The organism is Gordonia sp. 135 (assembly GCF_009720185.1).
Classification (GTDB): Bacteria; Actinomycetota; Actinomycetes; order Mycobacteriales; family Mycobacteriaceae; genus Gordonia; species Gordonia alkanivorans.
In genome coordinates, this window is sequence record NZ_CP046257.1 from 1,803,133 (window position 1) to 1,821,485 (window position 18,353).

Genomic DNA, 18,353 nt, shown 5'->3' on the forward strand with positions numbered 1-18,353 from the left:
GCTGTTCCTTGTCTCATGATGAGATTCGACGACGGAGGGCGTGCATGGCTGACTGGCTCGTGGGCGGCGATCGTGGCGACGCGGCACGGAGGAGGCTCGTCTCCCAGGCCGCGGCGCTGATCGCCTCCCGTGGACTCGACGCGTTCAGCGTCGACGAACTGGCCGTCCGAGCGCACTGCTCACGAGCGACGATCTACCGCCATGCGGGCGGCCGTGCCCAGCTGATCGAGGCGGTGCTGTCGATGACCGCCGCCCCGGTCCTGGAATCGATCCGCGAGGAGGCCGCCGGCACGACAGGGGATGAGCGCGCACGGATCGCGATCACCGCGGCGGTCGGCGCCCTGCGTGCAGACCGGGTGATCCGCCAGTTCCTCCGGCCGGGAAGTCTGATCGCGACGACACCGACCGTGCTCGCCTCACCGACCGTGCTGGCCGTCGCCGCGGAACTCATCGGCATCGACCCCGACGACGCCGTCGCCGCACGGTTCGCGATCCGGTCAGTCCTGACGATGTTGCTCTGGCCGGCGGCTCCCGAGGAAGAAGCGGCGCTGGTGGACTCGATCATCGCGGGGATCTTCCAGGGCGAGGCGTCGACGAACAACGGCCCGCACCGAAATCGGTGCGGGCCGTTGCCGGGCTGCAGAGAAAGCAGAATCGATTAGCGCGAGAACATGAGTGCGCGCTTGACCTCCGAGATCGCCTGCGTGACCTGGATGCCGCGGGGGCATGCGTCGGTGCAGTTGAAGGTCGTGCGGCAGCGCCACACGCCGTCGACGTCGTTGAGGATGTCGAGACGCTCGACGGCGCCCTCGTCACGGCTGTCGAAGATGAAGCGGTGCGCGTTGACGATCGCGGCCGGGCCGAAGTAGGAACCCTCGGTCCAGAACACCGGGCAGCTCGTGGTGCAGCAGGCACAGAGGATGCACTTGGTGGTGTCGTCGAAGCGGGCGCGGTCGCTCTGGCTCTGGATGCGCTCGCGGGTCGGCTCGTTGCCCGTGGTCATCAGGAACGGCTTGATGGCGCGGTAGGCGTCGAAGAACGGCTCCATGTCGACCACGAGATCCTTCTCCACCGGCAAGCCGCGGATCGGCTCGATGGTGATGGTGATCTCCTTGGACTTGTCCTTGGGGAGCATGTCCTTCATGAGGAGCTTGCAGGCGAGACGGTTGACGCCGTTGATGCGCATGGCGTCCGAGCCGCACACGCCGTGCGCGCAGCTGCGGCGGAAGGTCAGGGTGCCGTCGAGGTAGCCCTTCACGTACAGCAGCAGGTTGAGCAGGCGGTCCGTCGGGAGCGCCGGGACGCGGAAGCTCTCCCAGCCCTGGGCATCCGGATTCTCCGGGTTGAACCGGGCGATCTTGAGCGTCACCATGGTGGCCTCTTCGGGCACCGGGGGCAGCGGCGGCTCGTCGGAGGACGGTGCGGGCTTGTCCAGAACAGATGTCATCAGTACTTACGCTCCATCGGCTCGTAACGGGTTTCGACCACTGGCTTGTAGTCCAACTCGATGTCCGCGAGAAGGTCGGTGCCCTTCTTGTACGCCATGGTGTGACGCTTGTAGTTCACGTCGTCGCGATCCGGGTAGTCCTCGCGGGCGTGTCCGCCGCGCGACTCCTTGCGGTTGAGGGCGCCCACCACGGTGACCTCGGCCATCTCGAGCAGGAAGCCCAGCTCGATCGCCTCGAGGAGGTCGCTGTTGAAACGCTTGCCCTTGTCGTGGACGCGGATGTGCGCGTAACGCTCCTTGAAGCGGTGGATGTCGGTCAGTGCCTGCTTGAGGGTCTCCTCGGTGCGGAACACCGACGCGTTGTTGTCCATCGACGCCTGCAGCTCGGTGCGGATGTCGGCGACACGCTCGTGGCCGTGATCCGACAGGAGCAGGTCGAGCCAGCTGTCGACCATCTCGGTCGGCTGCTCGGGCAGCTCGGCGAACTCGGCGTTGTTGGCGTACTCGGCGGCGGCGATGCCGGCGCGGCGTCCGAAGACGTTGATGTCGAGCAGCGAGTTGGTGCCGAGGCGGTTGGCGCCGTGCACCGACACGCAGGCACACTCACCGGCGGCGTACAGGCCGTGGACGACCTCGTCGTTGTTGCGCAACACCTGACCGTTGATGTTGGTCGGGATGCCGCCCATGACGTAGTGGCAGGTCGGGAACACCGGCACGTACTCGGTGACCGGGTCGACGCCGAGGTAGGTGCGGGCGAACTCGGTGATGTCCGGGAGCTTCTCGTTGAGGACGTCCTCGCCGAGGTGCGTCACGTCGATGTAGACGTAGTCCTTGTTCGGTCCGGCGCCACGGCCCTCGAGCACCTCGAGAACCATCGAGCGGGCGACGATGTCGCGGGGCGCGAGGTCCTTGATGGTGGGGGCGTAGCGCTCCATGAAACGCTCGCCGTCGGCGTTGCGCAGGATGCCGCCCTCACCGCGGACGGCCTCCGAGATGAGGATGCCGAGGCCGGCCAGGCCGGTCGGATGGAACTGGTGGAACTCCATGTCCTCGAGCGGCAGGCCCTTGCGGAAGATGATGCCCATGCCGTCGCCGGTCAGCGTGTGCGCGTTCGACGTCGTCTTGTACATGCGGCCCGAGCCGCCGGTCGCGAAGACGATCGACTTGGCGTGGAAGACGTGGATCTCGCCGGTGGCCAGCTCATAGGCGACGACACCGGTCGCGACCTGCTCGCCGTCCTCGTTCTCGGTGAGGCAGATGTCGAGCGCATAGAACTCGTTGAAGAACTCGACGTCGTGCTTGACGCAGTTCTGGTACAGCGTCTGCAGGATCATGTGACCGGTGCGGTCGGCGGCGTAGCAGGCACGACGCACGGGCGACTTGCCGTGGTCGCGGGTGTGCCCGCCGAAGCGACGCTGGTCGATCTTGCCCTCGGGCGTCCGGTTGAACGGGAGACCCATCTTCTCCAGATCGAGCACCGCGTCGATGGCCTCCTTGGCCATGATCTCGACGGCGTCCTGATCGGCGAGGTAGTCACCACCCTTGACGGTGTCGAAGGTGTGCCACTCCCAGTTGTCCTCCTCGACGTTGGCCAGCGCGGCGCACATGCCGCCCTGAGCCGCGCCGGTGTGGCTACGGGTGGGGTAGAGCTTGGTCAGAACCGCGGTGCGGGCACGCGGTGCGGCTTCGATCGCCGCGCGCATCCCGGCGCCGCCGGCGCCCACGATGACGACGTCGTAGCGGTGTTCCTGCATGTTCTTGGTCTCCTTTAGCCGACGCTGTTGACGTCGAAGGTGAGGATCGCGTAGGTGCCCAGCACCAGGGTCAGGATCATCGACACGGCCAGCAGCACGTTGAGCCAGAATCGGGTCGAGTCCTTGCGCGAGTAGTCGGCGATGACGGTGCGGACACCGTTGCCGCCGTGCAGCTGGGCCAGCCACAGCATGGTCAGATCCCAGATCTGCCAGCCGGGTGAACTCCAGCGAGCGGCGACGAACGAGGCGTCGATGCGGTGCACGCCGCCGTCCCAGGCCAGCATGATGAACATGTGGCCGATGGTCAGGAAGACGAGGATCAGGCCGGAGAAGCGCATGAACATCCATGCGTTCTTCTCGAAGTTGCCGCCCTTGGGCTTGCGGGGCGAACGGGGATTGTCCAGGCTCGCCGGACGGTCGTGTTCCTTGCCGAGGGTCTTGGCGACACCGGTGGCTTCCGAGGTGGTCATCTCTGGTGTCTCCTACAGGTGGCTGAACAGGATCTGCAGCAGGCGGATCGCGCCGGCACCGAACACGACGACGAACAGGGTCAGGGCGACCCACAGCATCTGCCGCTGGTACTTGGGACCCTTGGACCAGAAGTCCACCAGGATCAGGCGCACGCCGTTGAAGGCGTGGAACAGGACACACGCGACCAGCGCGATCTCCATGAGACCGATGATCGGGGTCTTGTAGGTTTCGATGATCTGGTCGTACTGGTTGGGATCGACGCGGATGACCGCGGTGTCCAACACGTGTACGAACAAGAAGAAGAAGATGGTGACGCCCGTGATGCGGTGCAGAACCCAGGACCACATGCCCGGGTCGCCGCGATACAGGGAACGTCGACGCACCGGGTCAGGTGCGACTTCGGTCGAGGTGCTCATCGGAAAAGTGGCCTCCAACATCGTCGATGGACGCGTCGAATCGGCATGCTCCGACTCGACCATGGACCCATGACAAGAGACTCTAAACCCATGCCCATTCCGGTGATAAATTGCCCGAACCGATTTGAGGCACAAGACATTACGACTTAGGTTTGCCTTACCCAAGCCTTTGCGCCGATGAACTGCGCATGTCCGGTTGGTTACACCATTTGCCAGGAGGTGGGCGTGAGTACCGAAATCCAGTGGAATGTCCTGCGACACAGAGCAACTGAGATGCTGTCCCATGCCTACGCCCCGTACTCGCACTACCCCGTGGGGGCCGCGGGAGTCACCTCCGACGGGCGTGTCGTCGCAGGTTGCAATGTGGAAAATGTCTCATACGGTCTGGGGATCTGCGCCGAGGTCTCGCTGGTCGCACAGTTGATCTCACAAGGTGACAGGTCCCTGCGTGCGGTGACCGTCACCGACGCCTCCGGCAAGGTCCTGATGCCGTGCGGGCGGTGCCGGCAGGTGCTCCTCGAACACGGCGGCCGTGACCTCCTCGTCGATCATCCCGCCGGTCCGCGTCTCCTCTCCGACCTGCTGCCCGACGCCTTCGGGCCCGACGACATCGCCCAGGTCGTGTCGTGACGTCGGAGATCGAGACCGCCGACGAGGTGATCCACGCCGTCTCGGTCATCGCGATCAAGCGTGGGGGCGGCGAACTCAGCGACGCGCAGATTGCGTGGATGGTCGACGGCTACACCCGCGGCGAGGTCGCTCCGGAGCAGATGTCGTCGTTGTTGATGGCCGTCTATCTACGCGGGATGAACCGCCGGGAGATCGCGACCTGGACCCGCGCCATGATCGACAGCGGACGTCGAATGGACCTGACGGGCCTGCGTCGAGACGGCCGTCGGCTGATCACGGTCGACAAACACTCCACGGGCGGCGTCGGCGACAAGATCACGTTGCCCCTGACGCCGCTCGTCGCGTCGTTCGGCGTCGCGGTGCCGCAGCTGTCCGGTCGGGGTCTGGGCCACACCGGCGGCACCCTCGACAAGCTGGAATCGATCCCGGGCTGGCGGGCCGAGTTGAGCACCGAGGAGATGTTCACCCAGCTCGAACGCGTCGGCGCGGTCATCTGCGCCGCCGGCGCCGACCTCGCTCCCGCCGACCGCAAGCTCTACGCGCTGCGTGACGTCACCGGGACGGTCGAGTCCATCCCGCTGCTCGCCACCTCGATCATGAGCAAGAAGATCGCCGAGGGCACCGGCGCGCTGGTCCTCGATGTTAAGACCGGATCGGGCGCTTTCCTGCCCGACGAGTCCGATGCCCGCGAACTGACGTCGACGATGGTCGAACTCGGACACGACGCCGGGGTCGACACCCGGGCGCTGATCACCGACATGAGCGTTCCGCTGGGCCTGACCGTCGGCAACGCCGTCGAGGTCGCCGAATCGATCGAGGTGCTCGCCGGCGGCGGACCCGCCGACGTCGTCGAGCTGACCCTGGCACTCGCTCGCGAGATGCTCGACGCCGCAGGCCTTCCCGACGCCGATCCCGCCGAGCATCTGGCCAACGGCCGGGCGATGGACGCCTGGCGGTCGATGATCTCCGCGCAGGGTGGCGACCCGGATGCCCCGCTCCCGGTTGCCCGGCATCAGGATGTGTTCACCGCCGCCCGCGACGGCGTCGTGACCGGCATGGACGCGCGTGCGGTGGGGGACGCGGCCTGGCGACTGGGCGGTGGACGGTCCAAGCCCGGTGAATCGGTCTCGGCGGAGGCGGGTGTCATGATCCACGCCAAACCGGGCGACCGTGTCCGCGCCGGCCAACCGCTGTTCACCTTGCACACGCAGGATGAGGACCGGATCGCGGGCGCGCGCTCGAGTCTCGGTGGTGCGGTGCGGATCGAGGACACCGATGGCGACACGAGCGGCGTCGGCGACCGGCCACTGATCATCGATTCGGTTAGGTTCACAAGATGACGACGCTGGATCCGGCGCATCTCACCCTCGCGCCCAAGGTGCTCCTGCACGACCACCTCGACGGCGGGCTGCGGCCGGCGACCGTCCTGGAACTCGCGCACGACGTCGGCTACGACGGACTGCCGGTCGACGACGCGGTCGGGCTGGGCCGCTGGTTCCGCGAGGCCGCCGACAGCGGGTCCCTCGAGCGATATCTGGAGACCTTCACCCACACCGTCGCCGTCATGCAGACCGTCGACGCTCTCGAGCGGGTGGCGCGTGAGTGCGTGGAGGACCTCGCCGACGACAACGTCGTCTACGCCGAGGTCCGCTACGCACCCGAACAGCATCTCGAGGCCGGGCTCACCCTCGACGAGGTGGTCGAGGCGGTGCTGCGCGGATTCGCCGACGGTGAGCGGATCGCCGCCGACCGCGGGAAGACGATCATCGTCCGCTGTCTGGTCACCGCGATGCGACACGCGGCCCGCTCGCGGGAGATCGCCGAACTCGCGGTGCGCTACCGCGATCGCGGCGTCGTCGGCTTCGACATCGCCGGCGCCGAGGCCGGTCACCCGCCAACCCGTCATCTCGACGCCTTCGAGTACATGCGCGCCAACTCCGCGCCGTTCACCATCCACGCGGGCGAGGCATTCGGCCTGCCGTCGATCCACGAGGCCATCGGCTTCTGCGGCACGGACCGTCTCGGCCACGGAGTGCGCGTCTTCGACGACGTCGAACTCCCCGACGGCGTCGACCTCGCAGCGCACTCCTTCACCGGGGCGAAGCTCGGTCTGATCGCGAACATCGTGCGCGACAAGCGGATTCCGCTCGAGCTGTGCCCGAGTTCGAATGTGCAGACCGGGGCGGTCAGCTCGCTCGCCGAGCACCCGTTCAACGTGCTGGCCCGACTCCGGTTCCGGGTCACCGTCAACACCGACAACCGGCTCATGGGCGACACCACGATGAGCAAGGAGTTCGGCCTGCTCGCCGACCAGTTCGGTTACGGCTGGGCCGATTTCGAACGCTTCACGGTCAACGCCATGAAGTCGGCGTTCATCCACTTCGACGAACGGCTCGATGTGATCGACGACGTGATCAAGCCGGGTTACGCGGTACTGCTCGGCTCGGGCTAGCCCTTCTTGACGAGCCGGGTCTCGAAGTCGTGTTCGAGCGCGCGCCAGGCCTCGGCCTCGTTGTCGAACGGTCCGCTCGGGGCCATCCGCTTCGGGTCGGGGTTGACGGTGTAGTCGACGAACCAGCCGAGGGGAGTCGACGTGCCCAGTGCCTCGTTGACGGTGTCGTCGCCGGCGTAGTCGGCTGCGTCGGTGAACAGTTCGACGGCGAGGTCGAGCTGATCGCGGTCCATGCGGCGGGGTCCGTCGGCGATGTCCTCGGCGAGGCCGGGCAGCACGTAGACGTTGTCGTCGATGACGTCGAATTCGAGTGAGCCGTTGGTGGCCTCGGTCCGGATGTCCTCGAACGTCGTCAGCTCGGCCAGATCGTGGGCGTTGTCGTCGGCGAGGAAACGTGAGAGCGACCGCGCCGAGGTGAACACGAAGATCTTGCCCTTGGCGCCCAGGAACACCGGGTCGTCGCCGAGGTAGCAGCGCAGCGTCAGGTACTCGTTGCCGCTCGTGACGATCTTGATCGGGTCGATGCCGACCGACGCCCAGAAATCGTCGTCGTCGTAATCGTCATCTTCGTCGTCGTCCTCGTCTTCGTCGACGGTGTCGTCCGCGGTCTCGACGATCTCGATGTCGTCGTCGTCCGGTTCGTCTTCGTCTTCGGCGGAGGCGGCGGCCTCGAGTTCGGCCTCGGCGGTCTCGACTGCCTTGGCGTCGACCTTCGGCGTGGTGATGACCTCGTCGATGGCGTCGAGGACGTCGTCCCAGTGCTTGGCGATGAGACGGCCGATGCGGACCCAGAGGTCGGTGCCCTCGCGGCCCTCGAAGTTGCGGGTACCGGTGGTGACCGCACCCAGGATCGGGTTGCCGTTGAAGAACTTCGTGATCGCGGTCAGTTCGCAGACCTCACCCAGGATGCGCACGATCTCGAGCGCGTCCTCGAGTTCGGCGATGACCTCGGGGGTCGGATCCTCGGCGGCCAGCTCGGGCACGCCCACCAGGTCGTAGGTGTGGCGCTCGTCCGGGATCAACTCCTCGGCCTGCACGCCGACGATGGTCGGCCACGCCGGATGCTCGACGAGGTCGTTGTCGTCATTGGTGCGGACGAAGGCCGCGAGCTCGGCGACGCCGGGCAGGACGTAGAGATCCTCGTCGAGACCGAGGAACGCCTCCCACTCGTCGTCACCCTCACGCCAGCGGGGTGCCCACAGGGTGAAGCTGTTTCCGTCGGTGAGTCCGAGCTCAATCGGGACGATGTCTCCGGCCATGGGGACACAGCCTAGCGATTGATCGCCGTGGATCCAGTAGTGCCCCCACAGAGGCCGAACGGTTTTCGTGCCGAGTCGTCATCGGGGCCGGAAGAATCCTTCGAAGGTCTGGTCGAGATTCGTGGTCCGAACCGGTGAGACGCCGACCGGATCGCCGGCCTCGATCATCTGATCGTTGCCGATGTACATGGCCACGTGCCCGGACCACACGGCGAGATCGCCGGGCTGTAGTTGGGCCTGTGACACGCGGATTCCGGCGGTGTCCTGATCCTGGGCCAGGCGGGGGAGATCGAGACCGGCCTGCCGATATGCCCATCTGGTGAAACCGCTGCAGTCGAAACCGGCGGGCGTCGTCCCGCCCCAGAGATAAGGAACACCCCGCTGGCTCAGTGCCGCGCGCACTGCCTTCGCCGCCCGCTCGTTCGGCGCGTACGCCACCGAACCGTCGGGGAGCGTGATCGGCACGCCTCCGGACACCGGCGACACCGACAGTCGCTCAGCGGTGGCCGGGCCGCGGGTGGTCGTGACCGATGCGGGTGCGATCCGCCGGCCGAGGGCCTCCATCGCATCGGTGTCGGAGCGGAGGTCGGCACGTGTGCGAGCGACGATCTCGAGACCACGGCCGAGATGCCCGGCCGCCACCGGCAGCATCGTCAGCAGCCCGGCCGGGGTGAACAGCTCGCTCCCGAAGGCGCGAGCCCGACGTTCGAGGGAGTCCACCAGGCCGAGGAGTCGGGTCGACGCCGACTGCACTTTTCCGCCGGCGCTCTCGACGAGGCGGGCGAAGTCGTCGGCGTCGTCGGTCAGCATGCCCATGCTCTGCTGAACTCGTCCCGTGGCGTCGACGGCCGCCGCGGCGCCGGAGCCCTCCCAGTGCGTGCGCACCGCTTCGGTGGCGGCGGTCGATCCACGGCGTGCGGCGTCGACAGCATCCGCTGCGGCACGGATCGTCTCCGCCGGATTGCCCGGCGTGAGGACGCCGGTGCCCAGCGCGGCGACGAGCTGTCGTAGGGGTTCGGCGAACATCGCGGCGTCGAGCATCAGAGGGTGAACCCCCGGTCGGCGGCCGCGCAGTCGCAGGCGAGGTAGGTCTCGTCGGCGCGGCGGGTGGCCGACGCGACCTGTTGCTGCCGCGCCGCCGTCGTCTCGAGGTTGCTCCGGTGGACCCGCAGGAACTCGACCACCGCGGCGAGGAACTCCGCGCCGATGATCCCGAACGTGATCGCGAGGTCGACCAGAGCCGCCTCGTCGGTGCGGGCCTGATCGCCGACCAGCACGCTCCCGGCGCGGTGCGTCGACGAGAATTCCTGCAGCGCCGGTGATTTCGTCATCAGGACGGTTTCCCGGGCATTCCCGGGAGGGGGGAGGACGGCGGATGGGGCCGTGGATCGCGGGCTCATGGGTTTCTGACGCGGCGGGCGCCGGTTCGGTTCCATCGGGTGCGATCGAACCTCGTCGGCGGCGTTGCGCGATACCTCAATGCGCACGTGGGTGAGGCACAGGAAATAGTCTGGTCGGCATGGAACGCCTGATCGTCGACCATCCTCTCGCCGCCGCTCGTCTGACGACGATGCGAGACGAGACCACCGACAACGCCGGATTCCGTGCGGCACTCTCGGATCTCACCCAGATGCTGATCTATGAGGCTCTGGCGGCCGCGCCCCGTGCCGACCTCGAGATCAAGACGCCACTGGTCCCGCACACCGGATCACGGCTGGCGAAGCCGCCGCTGCTGGTCCCGGTCCTGCGTGCGGGCCTCGGGATGGTCGAGCAGGCGCATGCGATGGTGCCCGAGTCCCGGGTCGGTTTCGTGGGCATCGCCCGCGACGAGGAGACCGCCCAGCCGGTGCCGTATCTCGAGTCCCTGCCCGAGGACCTCTCCGGGCTGCCCGTCTTCGTCCTCGACCCGATGCTCGCGACCGGCGGGTCGATGCTGCACACGATCGAACTGCTCGTCGCGCGCAACGCCACCGACATCACCGCGGTCTGCGTCGTCGCGGCACCCCAGGGTGTGGAGTTGCTCGAGAAGTCGGGCCATCCGTGCCGTCTCGTCGTGGCCGCGATCGACGAGGGCCTCGACGACGTCAACTACATCGTGCCGGGACTCGGCGACGCCGGCGACCGTCAGTTCGGCCCGCGCTGACGGAGATCCGGGCCGGCCGGTCGTGATCGGTCAGCCGAGTGACGACCAGTAGGCGAGCATCGGTTCGTTCGCCAGAACCGAACCGCCCTCCACGATGGTGAGACTCGCCGGGGACACGAGGTAGCGGACGGCTCCGTTGCGTGCCTCGAAGGTGTTGCCGACACGGGTCGGGAACTGCAGCTCGATGCCACCCTCGGGTGCCTGCCCCTTGTAGTACCAGCGACCCGTCTGGTTGCCGACCTGGCAGATGACCACGCGCGACCGGGAAGTCTGACCGATCGCGACCGCCGGGTCGTCGGCGGCGTTGCAGCGCGGGCCGGTCACGAATCCCTGCCAATCGGCGCCCGCCACGGGCGGGGCGGGACGGTTCGTCGGCGGCGACGGCGTGGTTGTGATGGTGGTCTGGGTCGTCGGCGGGGACTGGGTGACCGTGCTCGTGACCGTCGGGAGCTCCGAGGTCGTGGAACTCGCGGCGACCTCGTCGGACGATTCCTCGTCGGCAGGTATCAGCAGGAATGCGGCCAGCACGCCCGCGACCACCAGCAGGATGCCGGCGCCGATGGCCACGAGGACCGCGGGTGATGTCCACGGCGAACGCGGCGGTGGGGGCGGCGGACCCTGCGGATGGCCACCCGGCCCGTAGGCGCCCGGGTACCCGCCGGGCGGGTAACCGCCGGAACCGTCGGGTGGGTAGGTCATGGTGCTCCTCGAGTTCTGTCGGGACTCGTCGGGGAAGGAATCGCCGCCGGGATCGGTTCTACAGCTCGCCGATGATCTGGGCGAGCAGTTCGCCCATACGCGTCGCCGATGTACGCCCGACCTCGAGTACCTCGGCGTGACTGAGGTGTTCACCGGTCATCCCGGCGGCCAGGTTGGTCACCAGCGAGACCCCGAGGACCTCGAGTCCCGCGGCCCGGGCGGCGATGGTCTCGTGCACCGTGGACATGCCGACCAGGTCGGCGCCCAGCGTGCGCAGCATGCGGATCTCGGCGGGGGTCTCGTAGTGCGGTCCGGGCAGGCCGGCGTAAACACCCTCGGCGAGCGCCGGGTCCACGCGGCGGGCGATCCCGCGCAGCCGCGGGGAGTAGGCGTCCACGAGGTCGACGAACTGCGCGCCGACCAGCGGGGAACGCGCGGTCAGGTTGAGATGGTCGGAGAGGAGCACCGGCTGACCCACCGACATGTCCTCGCGCAGACCACCGGCGGCGTTGGTGAGCACGACCGTGTGGACGCCGGCGGCCGCCGCGGTACGCACCGGATGCACGACCCGCGCGAGGTCGTGACCCTCGTAGGCGTGAATCCGGCCGAGCATCAACAGGACTCGGCGGTCACCGACCCGCACGGAATGGATCACGCCACCGTGGCCGGCAGCCTTGGGCGGGGTGAAGCCGGGGATCGAGGACATCGGCAGCGAACGGATCGGTGCACCGAACGCGTCGGCCGCCGGGGCCCACCCGGAACCGAGGATCACGGCCACATCGTGTGCGGCGGCGTCGGTCTCGGCGGCGATGGTGGCGGCCGCGACGATGGCCGCGGCGTCGGCGTCGGCAGTGGGATCCATGCGCCAACCCTAAACGGTGATCCCGACGCCGGTGCGGCACTGCGGCGTCGTGCGAGCGCCGTGCGCGGAGTGGACTCCGCGGAGCGATAAGGTCAGTTCATGCCATATCTCAACGAGGTCGGGGAGGTCGTCGAACTCCATCTCGGGGCCAAGGGCGCCGAGCTCGACGAGTCGAACCCCGAGAACCGCTTCCGTCTGGAATGGCTCGACGAGGTGGAACGGTTGCTCGCTGAGGTGAGCGCCGACCCGACGCGTCCGCTGGTGCTGACCGCGACCGGCAAGTTCTTCACCAACGGGCTCGACACCGACCACATCTTCGCCGCGCCGGATCAGCTGCCCGCATACCTCGACCGGGTGCACGCGCTGTACGCCACGATCCTCACCCTCCCGGTGCCGACGGTCGCGGCCGTCAACGGGCACGCCTTCGGCGCCGGCGCCATGCTCGCCCTCTGCGCCGACCACCTGGTGATGCGCACCGAGCGCGGCTTCTGGTCGCTGCCCGAGGCGGCCCTGAACATGCCGTTCACCCGCGGCATGTCGACGCTCCTGCGCACGCGACTCACCGACCGGACCGCGACCGAGGCGATGTACACCAGCCGCCGCTACGGTGCCGCCGATGCGGTCGCCGCCGGCATCGTCGACGAGGCGGTGGAGGCGGATCGACTGACCGCCCGCGCCGCCGAGATCGCCACAGCCCGTGCCGCGACGGTGGGTCCCAACCTCGCGCTGATCAAGCGGGGACTCCGCGGACCGCTGCTCGCCGACCTCGCCGTCCCGACTCCCGCCGGGGTCCTGTCGTGACCGGTGCGCAGGCGGGCAGCCTGCCCGACGCGTCGAAGATCATCGACGCATGGCTGGCCGCGCACGGTCCTCGGTTGATCGCCTGGCGGCGCGACCTCCACGCCCACCCCGAACTGTCCCGGCAAGAGGTGCGCACCACCGAACTGGTGATGGCCGAGCTGTCGGCCGCGGGGCTCGACCCGCGTCGGCTCCCGCTGGGTACCGGCGTCGTCTGCGACCTCGGGCCGGCCGGCGAACCGCGGATCGGCCTGCGCGCCGACATGGACGCGCTGCCCGTCACCGAACACACCGGCCTCCCGTTCACCTCGACGGTCGAGGGTGCGTCCCACTCCTGCGGACACGACGCCCACACGGCGGTCCTGATCGGCGTGGCCAAGCTCCTGGCCTCGGCCGGACCGCTCCCGGTGGGGGTCAGGCTGATCTTCCAGGCGGCCGAGGAGGTCATGCCCGGCGGTGCGCTCGACGCCATCGAGGCCGGAGTGACCAGCGGGCTCGGACGCATCTTCGCGCTGCACTGCGATCCGCGTCTGCCCGTCGGCACCGTCGGCCTGCGGTCGGGTCCGCTGACCTCGGCGGCCGACCACATCGACCTGCAACTCCACTCCGCGGGCGGCCACACGTCCCGCCCGCACCTGACCGGCGACCTGATCTACGCGATGGGCACCGTGATCACCGGGCTGCCCGGGGTTCTGTCGCGGCGCGTCGACCCGCGCTCGGGAACCGTGATGGTGTGGGGTGCGGCCAACGCCGGCAGCGCCGCCAACGCCATCCCGCAGGAAGGCAGGATGCGCGGCACGGTACGCACCGGCGACCACGACACCTGGGCCGCGCTCGAACCGCTGGTCCGCAGCGTCGTCGGCGAACTCCTGGCGCCGCTCGGCGTGCGCTACGACCTCTCCTACTTCCGGGGTGTGCCGCCCGTGGTCAACGACGAGATCGCCGTGGGCATGCTGGAACGCGCGGTCGCCGCGATCGGCCCCGACGCCGTCGCCGCCACCCCGCAGTCACCCGGCGGCGAGGACTTCTCCTGGTACCTCGAGCAGGTGCCGGGCGCGATGGCCCGGCTCGGCGTGTGGGACGGTTTCGGCCCGCAGGTCGATCTGCACGCACCGAACTTCGACCTCGACGAACGTGCCCTGGCGATCGGTGTCCGCACCCTCGCGGGCGTCGTCCTCAACGCGCGCAGCGCCGCCGGCGAACCGCCGGAGCTCACGCCGCCGTTCGCGCCCTAGGCCTCAGGGTTCGACGGGCCCCGGCCTCAGGATTCGACGGGCCCTGGCCTCAGGATTCGACGGGCCCTGGCCTCAGGATTCGACGGGCCCTGGCCTCAGGATTCGACGGGCCCTGGCCTCAGGATTCGACGGGCCCCGGCCCGGGGCCGACGTTGCGCGACTCGCGCAACCGCAGGTCCTGCACGTAGTCGGCGGGGGCACCGGCGATCTCCGCCGCCTCGGCCATGACACCGAGGTAGCGGGCCGAGGGGAGACCGCCCTCGTAGGCGTCGAGCACGTAGAGCCAGGCCAGCACGGGGCCGTCGGCGGTGTCGACGCGGGCGCGGATCTTGCGGTGGATGCCGAGTTCGGAGCCCTCCCAGCGGTCGAGCAGCTCCTCGTCCTCGGTGGTCACGTCGTACAGGACGACGAAGACACGGGCGTCGGGGTCATCACGATCCTCGGTGACCGTCGCCAGGGATCCCTCCCAGCCGATGTCGCCGCCACCGAAGGTCAGACGCCACCCGCGAAGCCATCCGGTACCCGACATCGGCGAGTGTGGCGCACGTTCCGCCATCTGCTCGGGATGCATGTTGCTTCCGTAGGCTGCGTAAATCGGCACGGATGGAGCCTAGTGGGTCGGGGGCGACTCCGGAAGGCGACAGGCAGGGGCGAAGGAGTGGCGTACGACGCATGCGGGGCCACCACCTGAGTGTTGCGGAACGATCCGGACTAGGTTGGTACATGGCGCGACACCATGCGACGGTCCGCCACACCAGAGCGACGCACCACCCCGCGGGGCTCGACCCAGTCGGATCTGCCGTCGGACACCATTCGGTCGGACGCCCGCCGGTCCGGCGCCAGCCAGTTCGCCCATTCGACAACACCACATCGGGCGCGCGGTGCCCCACGAGGGCAGCCGCGGCGAGACCGGTGAAGGACAGGAGTGCACAGTGACCAGGATCGTCATCATCGGCGGTGGCCCAGCGGGATATGAGGCGGCGCTCGCCGCGGCCGCGTACGGAGCCGACATCACGGTGATCGATTCCGACGGCATCGGTGGCGCCTGTGTGCTGTGGGACTGCGTGCCCTCCAAGACCTTCATCGCCTCCACCGGCATCCGCACCGAGGTCCGTCGCGCCGTCGATCTCGGCATCAACATCAAGGCCGACGACACCCTGATCACGCTTCCGCAGATCCATCAGCGTGTGCGCGACCTCGCCTTCGCCCAGTCCGCCGACATCAAGTCACGACTCGTCAGCGAGGGCGTCAAGCTGGTCTCCGGTACCGCCGTGCTCGACGAGACGCAGGTCGGCGTCTCGACCCACAGCGTCTTCGCGACCCTCGCCGACGGCAGCACCCAACGCTTCGACGGCGACGTCGTCCTGATCGCGACCGGTGCGTCGCCGCGCATCCTGCCCGACGCCCAGCCCGACGGTGAACGCATCCTCACCTGGCGTCAGCTCTACGACCTCGAGGAGCTGCCCGAGCATCTCGTCGTCATCGGTTCGGGTGTCACCGGCGCCGAGTTCGTCCACGCCTACACCGAACTCGGGGTGAAGGTGACGCTGGTGTCGAGCCGCGACCGCGTGCTCCCGCACGAGGACGAGGACGCCGCCCTGGTGCTCGAGGACGCCCTCGCCGAACGGGGCGTCGAACTCGTCAAGCATGCCCGCGCCGACAAGGTCGTCCGCGACGGCGACACCGTCACCGCGCATCTCGCCGACGGGTCCACCGTCACCGGCAGCCACGTGCTGATGACCGTCGGCTCGATCCCCAACACCGCGAACCTCGAACTCGGGCGGGCCGGTGTCGAGGTCGACAAGGGCGGCTACATCCAGGTGGACCGGGTGTCGCGGACCTCGGTGCCCGGCATCTACGCCGCCGGCGACTGCACCGGCCTGCTACCGCTCGCCTCGGTGGCCGCCATGCAGGGCCGCATCGCGGTCTACCACGCACTGGGCGAGGGCGTCAGCCCCATCAAGTTGAAAACCGTTGCGTCGGCGATCTTCACGCGTCCAGAGATCGCCACCGTCGGGGTGTCGCAGAAGGCCATCGACGCCGGCGAGTACCCCGCCCGCACCGTGATGCTGCCGTTGGCGACCAACGCGCGCGCCAAGATGAGCGGCCTGCGCCGCGGCTTCGTGAAGATCTTCTGCCGCCCCGCCACCGGCGTGGTCATCGGTGGTGTCGCGGTGGCCCCCAACGCCTCCGAGCTCATCCTCCCGCTCGCCCTCGCGGTGCAGAACAAACTGACGGTCGGCGATCTCGCACAGACCTTCTCGGTGTACCCGTCGCTGTCCGGGTCGATCACCGAGGCGGCGCGTCAGCTCGTCCGTCACGACGATCTGGACTGACAACCGGCGAGCCCCCTCGATCACGGTAGGGTCGTCGAGAATCCGCCCGGAACCGGGCACACCGCGACGTGGGGGGAGATGTCGTGACAGGACCGTTCGCCCAGAACAACCGGGGCGTGTCGAACGCCCCGTCCTTCGGCGGCGGACGCACCGACTGGGCCGGGATGGGCATCGACGAGATCATCGACACCCTCCGCACCATGGAGCCCGGACAGGCGGCCGGTGACGTCGAGACGATCCTCAAGGCGATCGACGCGGTACGCCGTGCGTCGGAGCGGATGGCGGCGATGTTCGGTGACGACCTGCGCGGCCTCGCCTCCGACACCGCCCTCGAGGCGGGGAAGTTGTTGTCCGACGCCATGCAGCGCAGCCTGGAGACGGCAACCGTCGTCGGCGAGGCACTGAGCAGCGCGGTCGGGATCGTCGGTGCGACACGGGGGCAGGAAGGACGGCTGCGCGAACTGCAGCAGCACCTCCGCGACAATCCCGAGGACGCGCCGACGGTGCGGTTCGAGGCGGACCGGACCATGTCGGGTACGTATTCGTCACCGATGCAACGGGTCCAGCACTCGCTTCCCGAGCCCACCGGACCGGACGACATGGTTCGCGGAGTGGGTGGCATGTCGGCAGCCGGAGTCGGCTCGGGTTCGGGTTCCGAGGCACCCCGGGGGCAGGCCGCGAACACCGTCGACGCCGGGGACTTCGGCCGTTCTGGTGGCGGCGCGATCCCAGTCGCGACCACCGGGGCGGCTCCGGGCCCGGCGGGCGGCGGACCCACCCCGGTGACTCCGGTGTCCTCGTCCTCGTCGTCGTCGGGATCGTCCGGCCGCGGGGGTGCCGACGACCCCGACGGTCTTCTCCGCGGCGGCCGGGGCACCCCGGGAAGCGGCACGCACGGTCTCGCCGACTCCGGACGATCGGGAACCGGGAACGAATCCCGTTCCGGGGGAGCAGGTTCCGGGTCGGGATTAGGACCAGTGCCGAGCCCGGTCGTCGGACCACTCCCGCTGTCGACGTCGGCGCCGGGTGTTGCGACGCCCACGGCGTCGACGCCGCCCGCCGCGAGCGCTGCCGCACCGCGTGCCGGGATCACACCACCGGTGGGTCCCGCCGGCGCGCCGCCGACAGGCCGCCGACCCGGGGCCGAGAACGACGACCAGCACAAAGCCGCACCCTATCTGCACAATCGTGAGCACGGCGCGGAGATCGTCGGCGATCTGCCGCTCGTCGGGCCGCCGGTCATCGGCGACTGGATTCCCCGCCCGGCCTCGCCCCTGTCCGAGACCCCGGCTTTCCGGCCGACGCCGGGGGAGGTGCTCACCCCGCCGGATCGTTCGCCGGGGACTCCCGACACGCGCGCCGACGGCGGTGACGAACCGTCGTCGAACACACGGGGCCGGACATGCTGAACCGGGTCGACCGGCTGCCCGGAGGCGTCGCCCGGCTCGCCTCTGCCGTACCCGACGAGGACATCATCCGGTGTCTGCACCTCCTCGTCGCCACGGTGATGGACGTGACGGGGGCGTCGACCCCCGAGATCCGCGACGTGATCAGGCAGTGGCGCCAGCAGGGAAGTGCCGACCCGGCGGGTGTGGCCGCACTGAGAGTGGTTGCCGCGCAACACGACTTCGACGCGTTCGCGCATCAGCGTCGCGGTGACGTCGACGCACAGCTGGACAGCTTCCGGCGGGCCCGGGCCCTCGACTGCATCCTCGCCGCGATGTCGGTGTCGACAACGGCCGAGGCTCCGCGCACGGCACTGCGGGAGGCCGCCTACGAAGCTGCCGCTGCCCTCGGTGGCAGCGCGGGCGTCGTCGGTGTTCTCGCCGACTTCATCGTCTGAACCACGGT

Annotated in this window: 20 protein-coding genes; 10 read left to right on the plus strand and 10 right to left on the minus strand. The window is 68.9% G+C overall.

What is annotated here, in order from left to right; translation table 11 throughout:
• Positions 1-44: 44 nt before the first annotated feature.
• On the plus strand, positions 45-662 hold the full coding sequence (locus GKZ92_RS08280) for a TetR/AcrR family transcriptional regulator (protein WP_042376743.1): 618 nt from the start codon (positions 45-47) through the stop codon (positions 660-662).
• On the opposite strand, the gene GKZ92_RS08285 is transcribed toward GKZ92_RS08280, so the two are convergent.
• The 4 genes from GKZ92_RS08285 to sdhC are packed head-to-tail and all read right to left on the minus strand — an operon-like array spanning position 659 to position 4,088.
• Entirely contained in the window at positions 659-1,447 is a 789-nt protein-coding gene (locus GKZ92_RS08285; RefSeq protein ID WP_006359198.1) for a succinate dehydrogenase iron-sulfur subunit, read from the minus strand. The genes GKZ92_RS08280 and GKZ92_RS08285 overlap by 4 nt on opposite strands.
• The gene (gene sdhA / locus GKZ92_RS08290) at positions 1,447-3,201 is read right to left on the minus strand and encodes a succinate dehydrogenase flavoprotein subunit (RefSeq protein ID WP_006359199.1); all 1,755 of its coding nucleotides are present in this window, start codon (positions 3,199-3,201) and stop codon (positions 1,447-1,449) included. The genes GKZ92_RS08285 and sdhA overlap by 1 nt, the downstream gene beginning before the upstream one ends.
• Positions 3,202-3,215: 14 nt before the next feature.
• Positions 3,216-3,671 carry a succinate dehydrogenase hydrophobic membrane anchor subunit gene (locus GKZ92_RS08295; protein ID WP_005195959.1) on the minus strand — a complete coding sequence of 152 codons (456 nt, stop codon included), beginning with the start codon at positions 3,669-3,671 and terminating at the stop codon, positions 3,216-3,218.
• Positions 3,672-3,683: 12 nt separating this feature from the next.
• Complete coding sequence (gene sdhC / locus GKZ92_RS08300) at positions 3,684-4,088, minus strand: succinate dehydrogenase, cytochrome b556 subunit (RefSeq protein WP_006359200.1); 405 nt, start codon at positions 4,086-4,088, stop codon at positions 3,684-3,686.
• A 225-nt stretch (positions 4,089-4,313) separates the two neighbouring features.
• Between sdhC and GKZ92_RS08305 the strand changes: the two genes are divergently transcribed.
• Genes GKZ92_RS08305 through GKZ92_RS08315 form a run of 3 tightly spaced genes read left to right on the plus strand, consistent with a single transcriptional unit; the run spans position 4,314 to position 7,170 of the window.
• Positions 4,314-4,718 (plus strand): cytidine deaminase, encoded by a 405-nt coding sequence (locus GKZ92_RS08305; RefSeq protein WP_006359201.1) that lies wholly within the window; start codon positions 4,314-4,316, stop codon positions 4,716-4,718.
• Positions 4,715-6,058 (plus strand): thymidine phosphorylase, encoded by a 1,344-nt coding sequence (locus GKZ92_RS08310; protein ID WP_042376746.1) that lies wholly within the window; start codon positions 4,715-4,717, stop codon positions 6,056-6,058. The genes GKZ92_RS08305 and GKZ92_RS08310 overlap by 4 nt, the downstream gene beginning before the upstream one ends.
• Positions 6,055-7,170 carry an adenosine deaminase gene (locus tag GKZ92_RS08315; RefSeq protein WP_006359203.1) on the plus strand — a complete coding sequence of 372 codons (1,116 nt, stop codon included), beginning with the start codon at positions 6,055-6,057 and terminating at the stop codon, positions 7,168-7,170. Before GKZ92_RS08310 ends, GKZ92_RS08315 begins: the two co-directional genes overlap by 4 nt.
• Here the strand turns inward: GKZ92_RS08315 and GKZ92_RS08320 are convergent.
• The 3 genes from GKZ92_RS08320 to GKZ92_RS08330 all read right to left on the minus strand — a co-directional run bounded on the left by GKZ92_RS08320 (position 7,167) and on the right by GKZ92_RS08330 (position 9,760).
• Entirely contained in the window at positions 7,167-8,429 is a 1,263-nt protein-coding gene (locus tag GKZ92_RS08320) for a primosomal protein (RefSeq protein WP_155225162.1), read from the minus strand. The two genes, GKZ92_RS08315 and GKZ92_RS08320, sit on opposite strands and share 4 nt — an antisense overlap.
• Positions 8,430-8,507: 78 nt before the next feature.
• Complete coding sequence (locus GKZ92_RS08325; protein ID WP_155225163.1) at positions 8,508-9,470, minus strand: C40 family peptidase; 963 nt, start codon at positions 9,468-9,470, stop codon at positions 8,508-8,510.
• Positions 9,470-9,760, minus strand: a complete 291-nt coding sequence (locus GKZ92_RS08330) for a type VII secretion target (protein ID WP_155225164.1) — start codon at positions 9,758-9,760, stop codon at positions 9,470-9,472. Before GKZ92_RS08330 ends, GKZ92_RS08325 begins: the two co-directional genes overlap by 1 nt.
• 188 nt (positions 9,761-9,948) lie before the next feature.
• Here GKZ92_RS08330 and upp point away from each other — a divergent pair, with 188 nt between their 5' ends.
• A complete protein-coding gene (upp, locus tag GKZ92_RS08335; RefSeq protein ID WP_006359207.1) occupies positions 9,949-10,572 on the plus strand; it encodes a uracil phosphoribosyltransferase in 624 nt (207 codons plus the stop codon).
• Between the two features lie 30 nt (positions 10,573-10,602).
• On the opposite strand, the gene GKZ92_RS08340 is transcribed toward upp, so the two are convergent.
• Both GKZ92_RS08340 and GKZ92_RS08345 read right to left on the minus strand, forming a co-directional pair.
• Positions 10,603-11,271 (minus strand): hypothetical protein, encoded by a 669-nt coding sequence (locus GKZ92_RS08340; protein ID WP_075862870.1) that lies wholly within the window; start codon positions 11,269-11,271, stop codon positions 10,603-10,605.
• 58 nt (positions 11,272-11,329) lie between these two features.
• Positions 11,330-12,133, minus strand: a complete 804-nt coding sequence (locus GKZ92_RS08345; RefSeq protein WP_006359209.1) for a purine-nucleoside phosphorylase — start codon at positions 12,131-12,133, stop codon at positions 11,330-11,332.
• Between the two features lie 99 nt (positions 12,134-12,232).
• Between GKZ92_RS08345 and GKZ92_RS08350 the strand changes: the two genes are divergently transcribed.
• Positions 12,233-12,934 (plus strand): enoyl-CoA hydratase/isomerase family protein, encoded by a 702-nt coding sequence (locus GKZ92_RS08350; protein WP_155225165.1) that lies wholly within the window; start codon positions 12,233-12,235, stop codon positions 12,932-12,934.
• Positions 12,931-14,166 (plus strand): amidohydrolase, encoded by a 1,236-nt coding sequence (locus tag GKZ92_RS08355; protein ID WP_155225166.1) that lies wholly within the window; start codon positions 12,931-12,933, stop codon positions 14,164-14,166. Before GKZ92_RS08350 ends, GKZ92_RS08355 begins: the two co-directional genes overlap by 4 nt.
• A 118-nt stretch (positions 14,167-14,284) precedes the next feature.
• Here GKZ92_RS08355 and GKZ92_RS08360 read toward each other — a convergent pair whose 3' ends face one another.
• On the minus strand, positions 14,285-14,767 hold the full coding sequence (locus GKZ92_RS08360; protein WP_006359212.1) for a gamma-glutamylcyclotransferase: 483 nt from the start codon (positions 14,765-14,767) through the stop codon (positions 14,285-14,287).
• Between the two features lie 331 nt (positions 14,768-15,098).
• On the opposite strand from GKZ92_RS08360, the gene GKZ92_RS08365 reads away from it, so the two are divergent.
• The 3 genes from GKZ92_RS08365 to GKZ92_RS08375 all read left to right on the plus strand — a co-directional run bounded on the left by GKZ92_RS08365 (position 15,099) and on the right by GKZ92_RS08375 (position 18,345).
• A complete protein-coding gene (locus tag GKZ92_RS08365) occupies positions 15,099-16,502 on the plus strand; it encodes an NAD(P)H-quinone dehydrogenase (RefSeq protein WP_155225167.1) in 1,404 nt (467 codons plus the stop codon).
• An 83-nt stretch (positions 16,503-16,585) separates the two neighbouring features.
• Positions 16,586-17,911 carry a hypothetical protein gene (locus GKZ92_RS08370; protein ID WP_035750637.1) on the plus strand — a complete coding sequence of 442 codons (1,326 nt, stop codon included), beginning with the start codon at positions 16,586-16,588 and terminating at the stop codon, positions 17,909-17,911.
• Positions 17,905-18,345 (plus strand): hypothetical protein, encoded by a 441-nt coding sequence (locus GKZ92_RS08375; RefSeq protein ID WP_035750639.1) that lies wholly within the window; start codon positions 17,905-17,907, stop codon positions 18,343-18,345. The genes GKZ92_RS08370 and GKZ92_RS08375 overlap by 7 nt, the downstream gene beginning before the upstream one ends.
• The last annotated feature ends 8 nt before the right edge of the window (positions 18,346-18,353 follow it).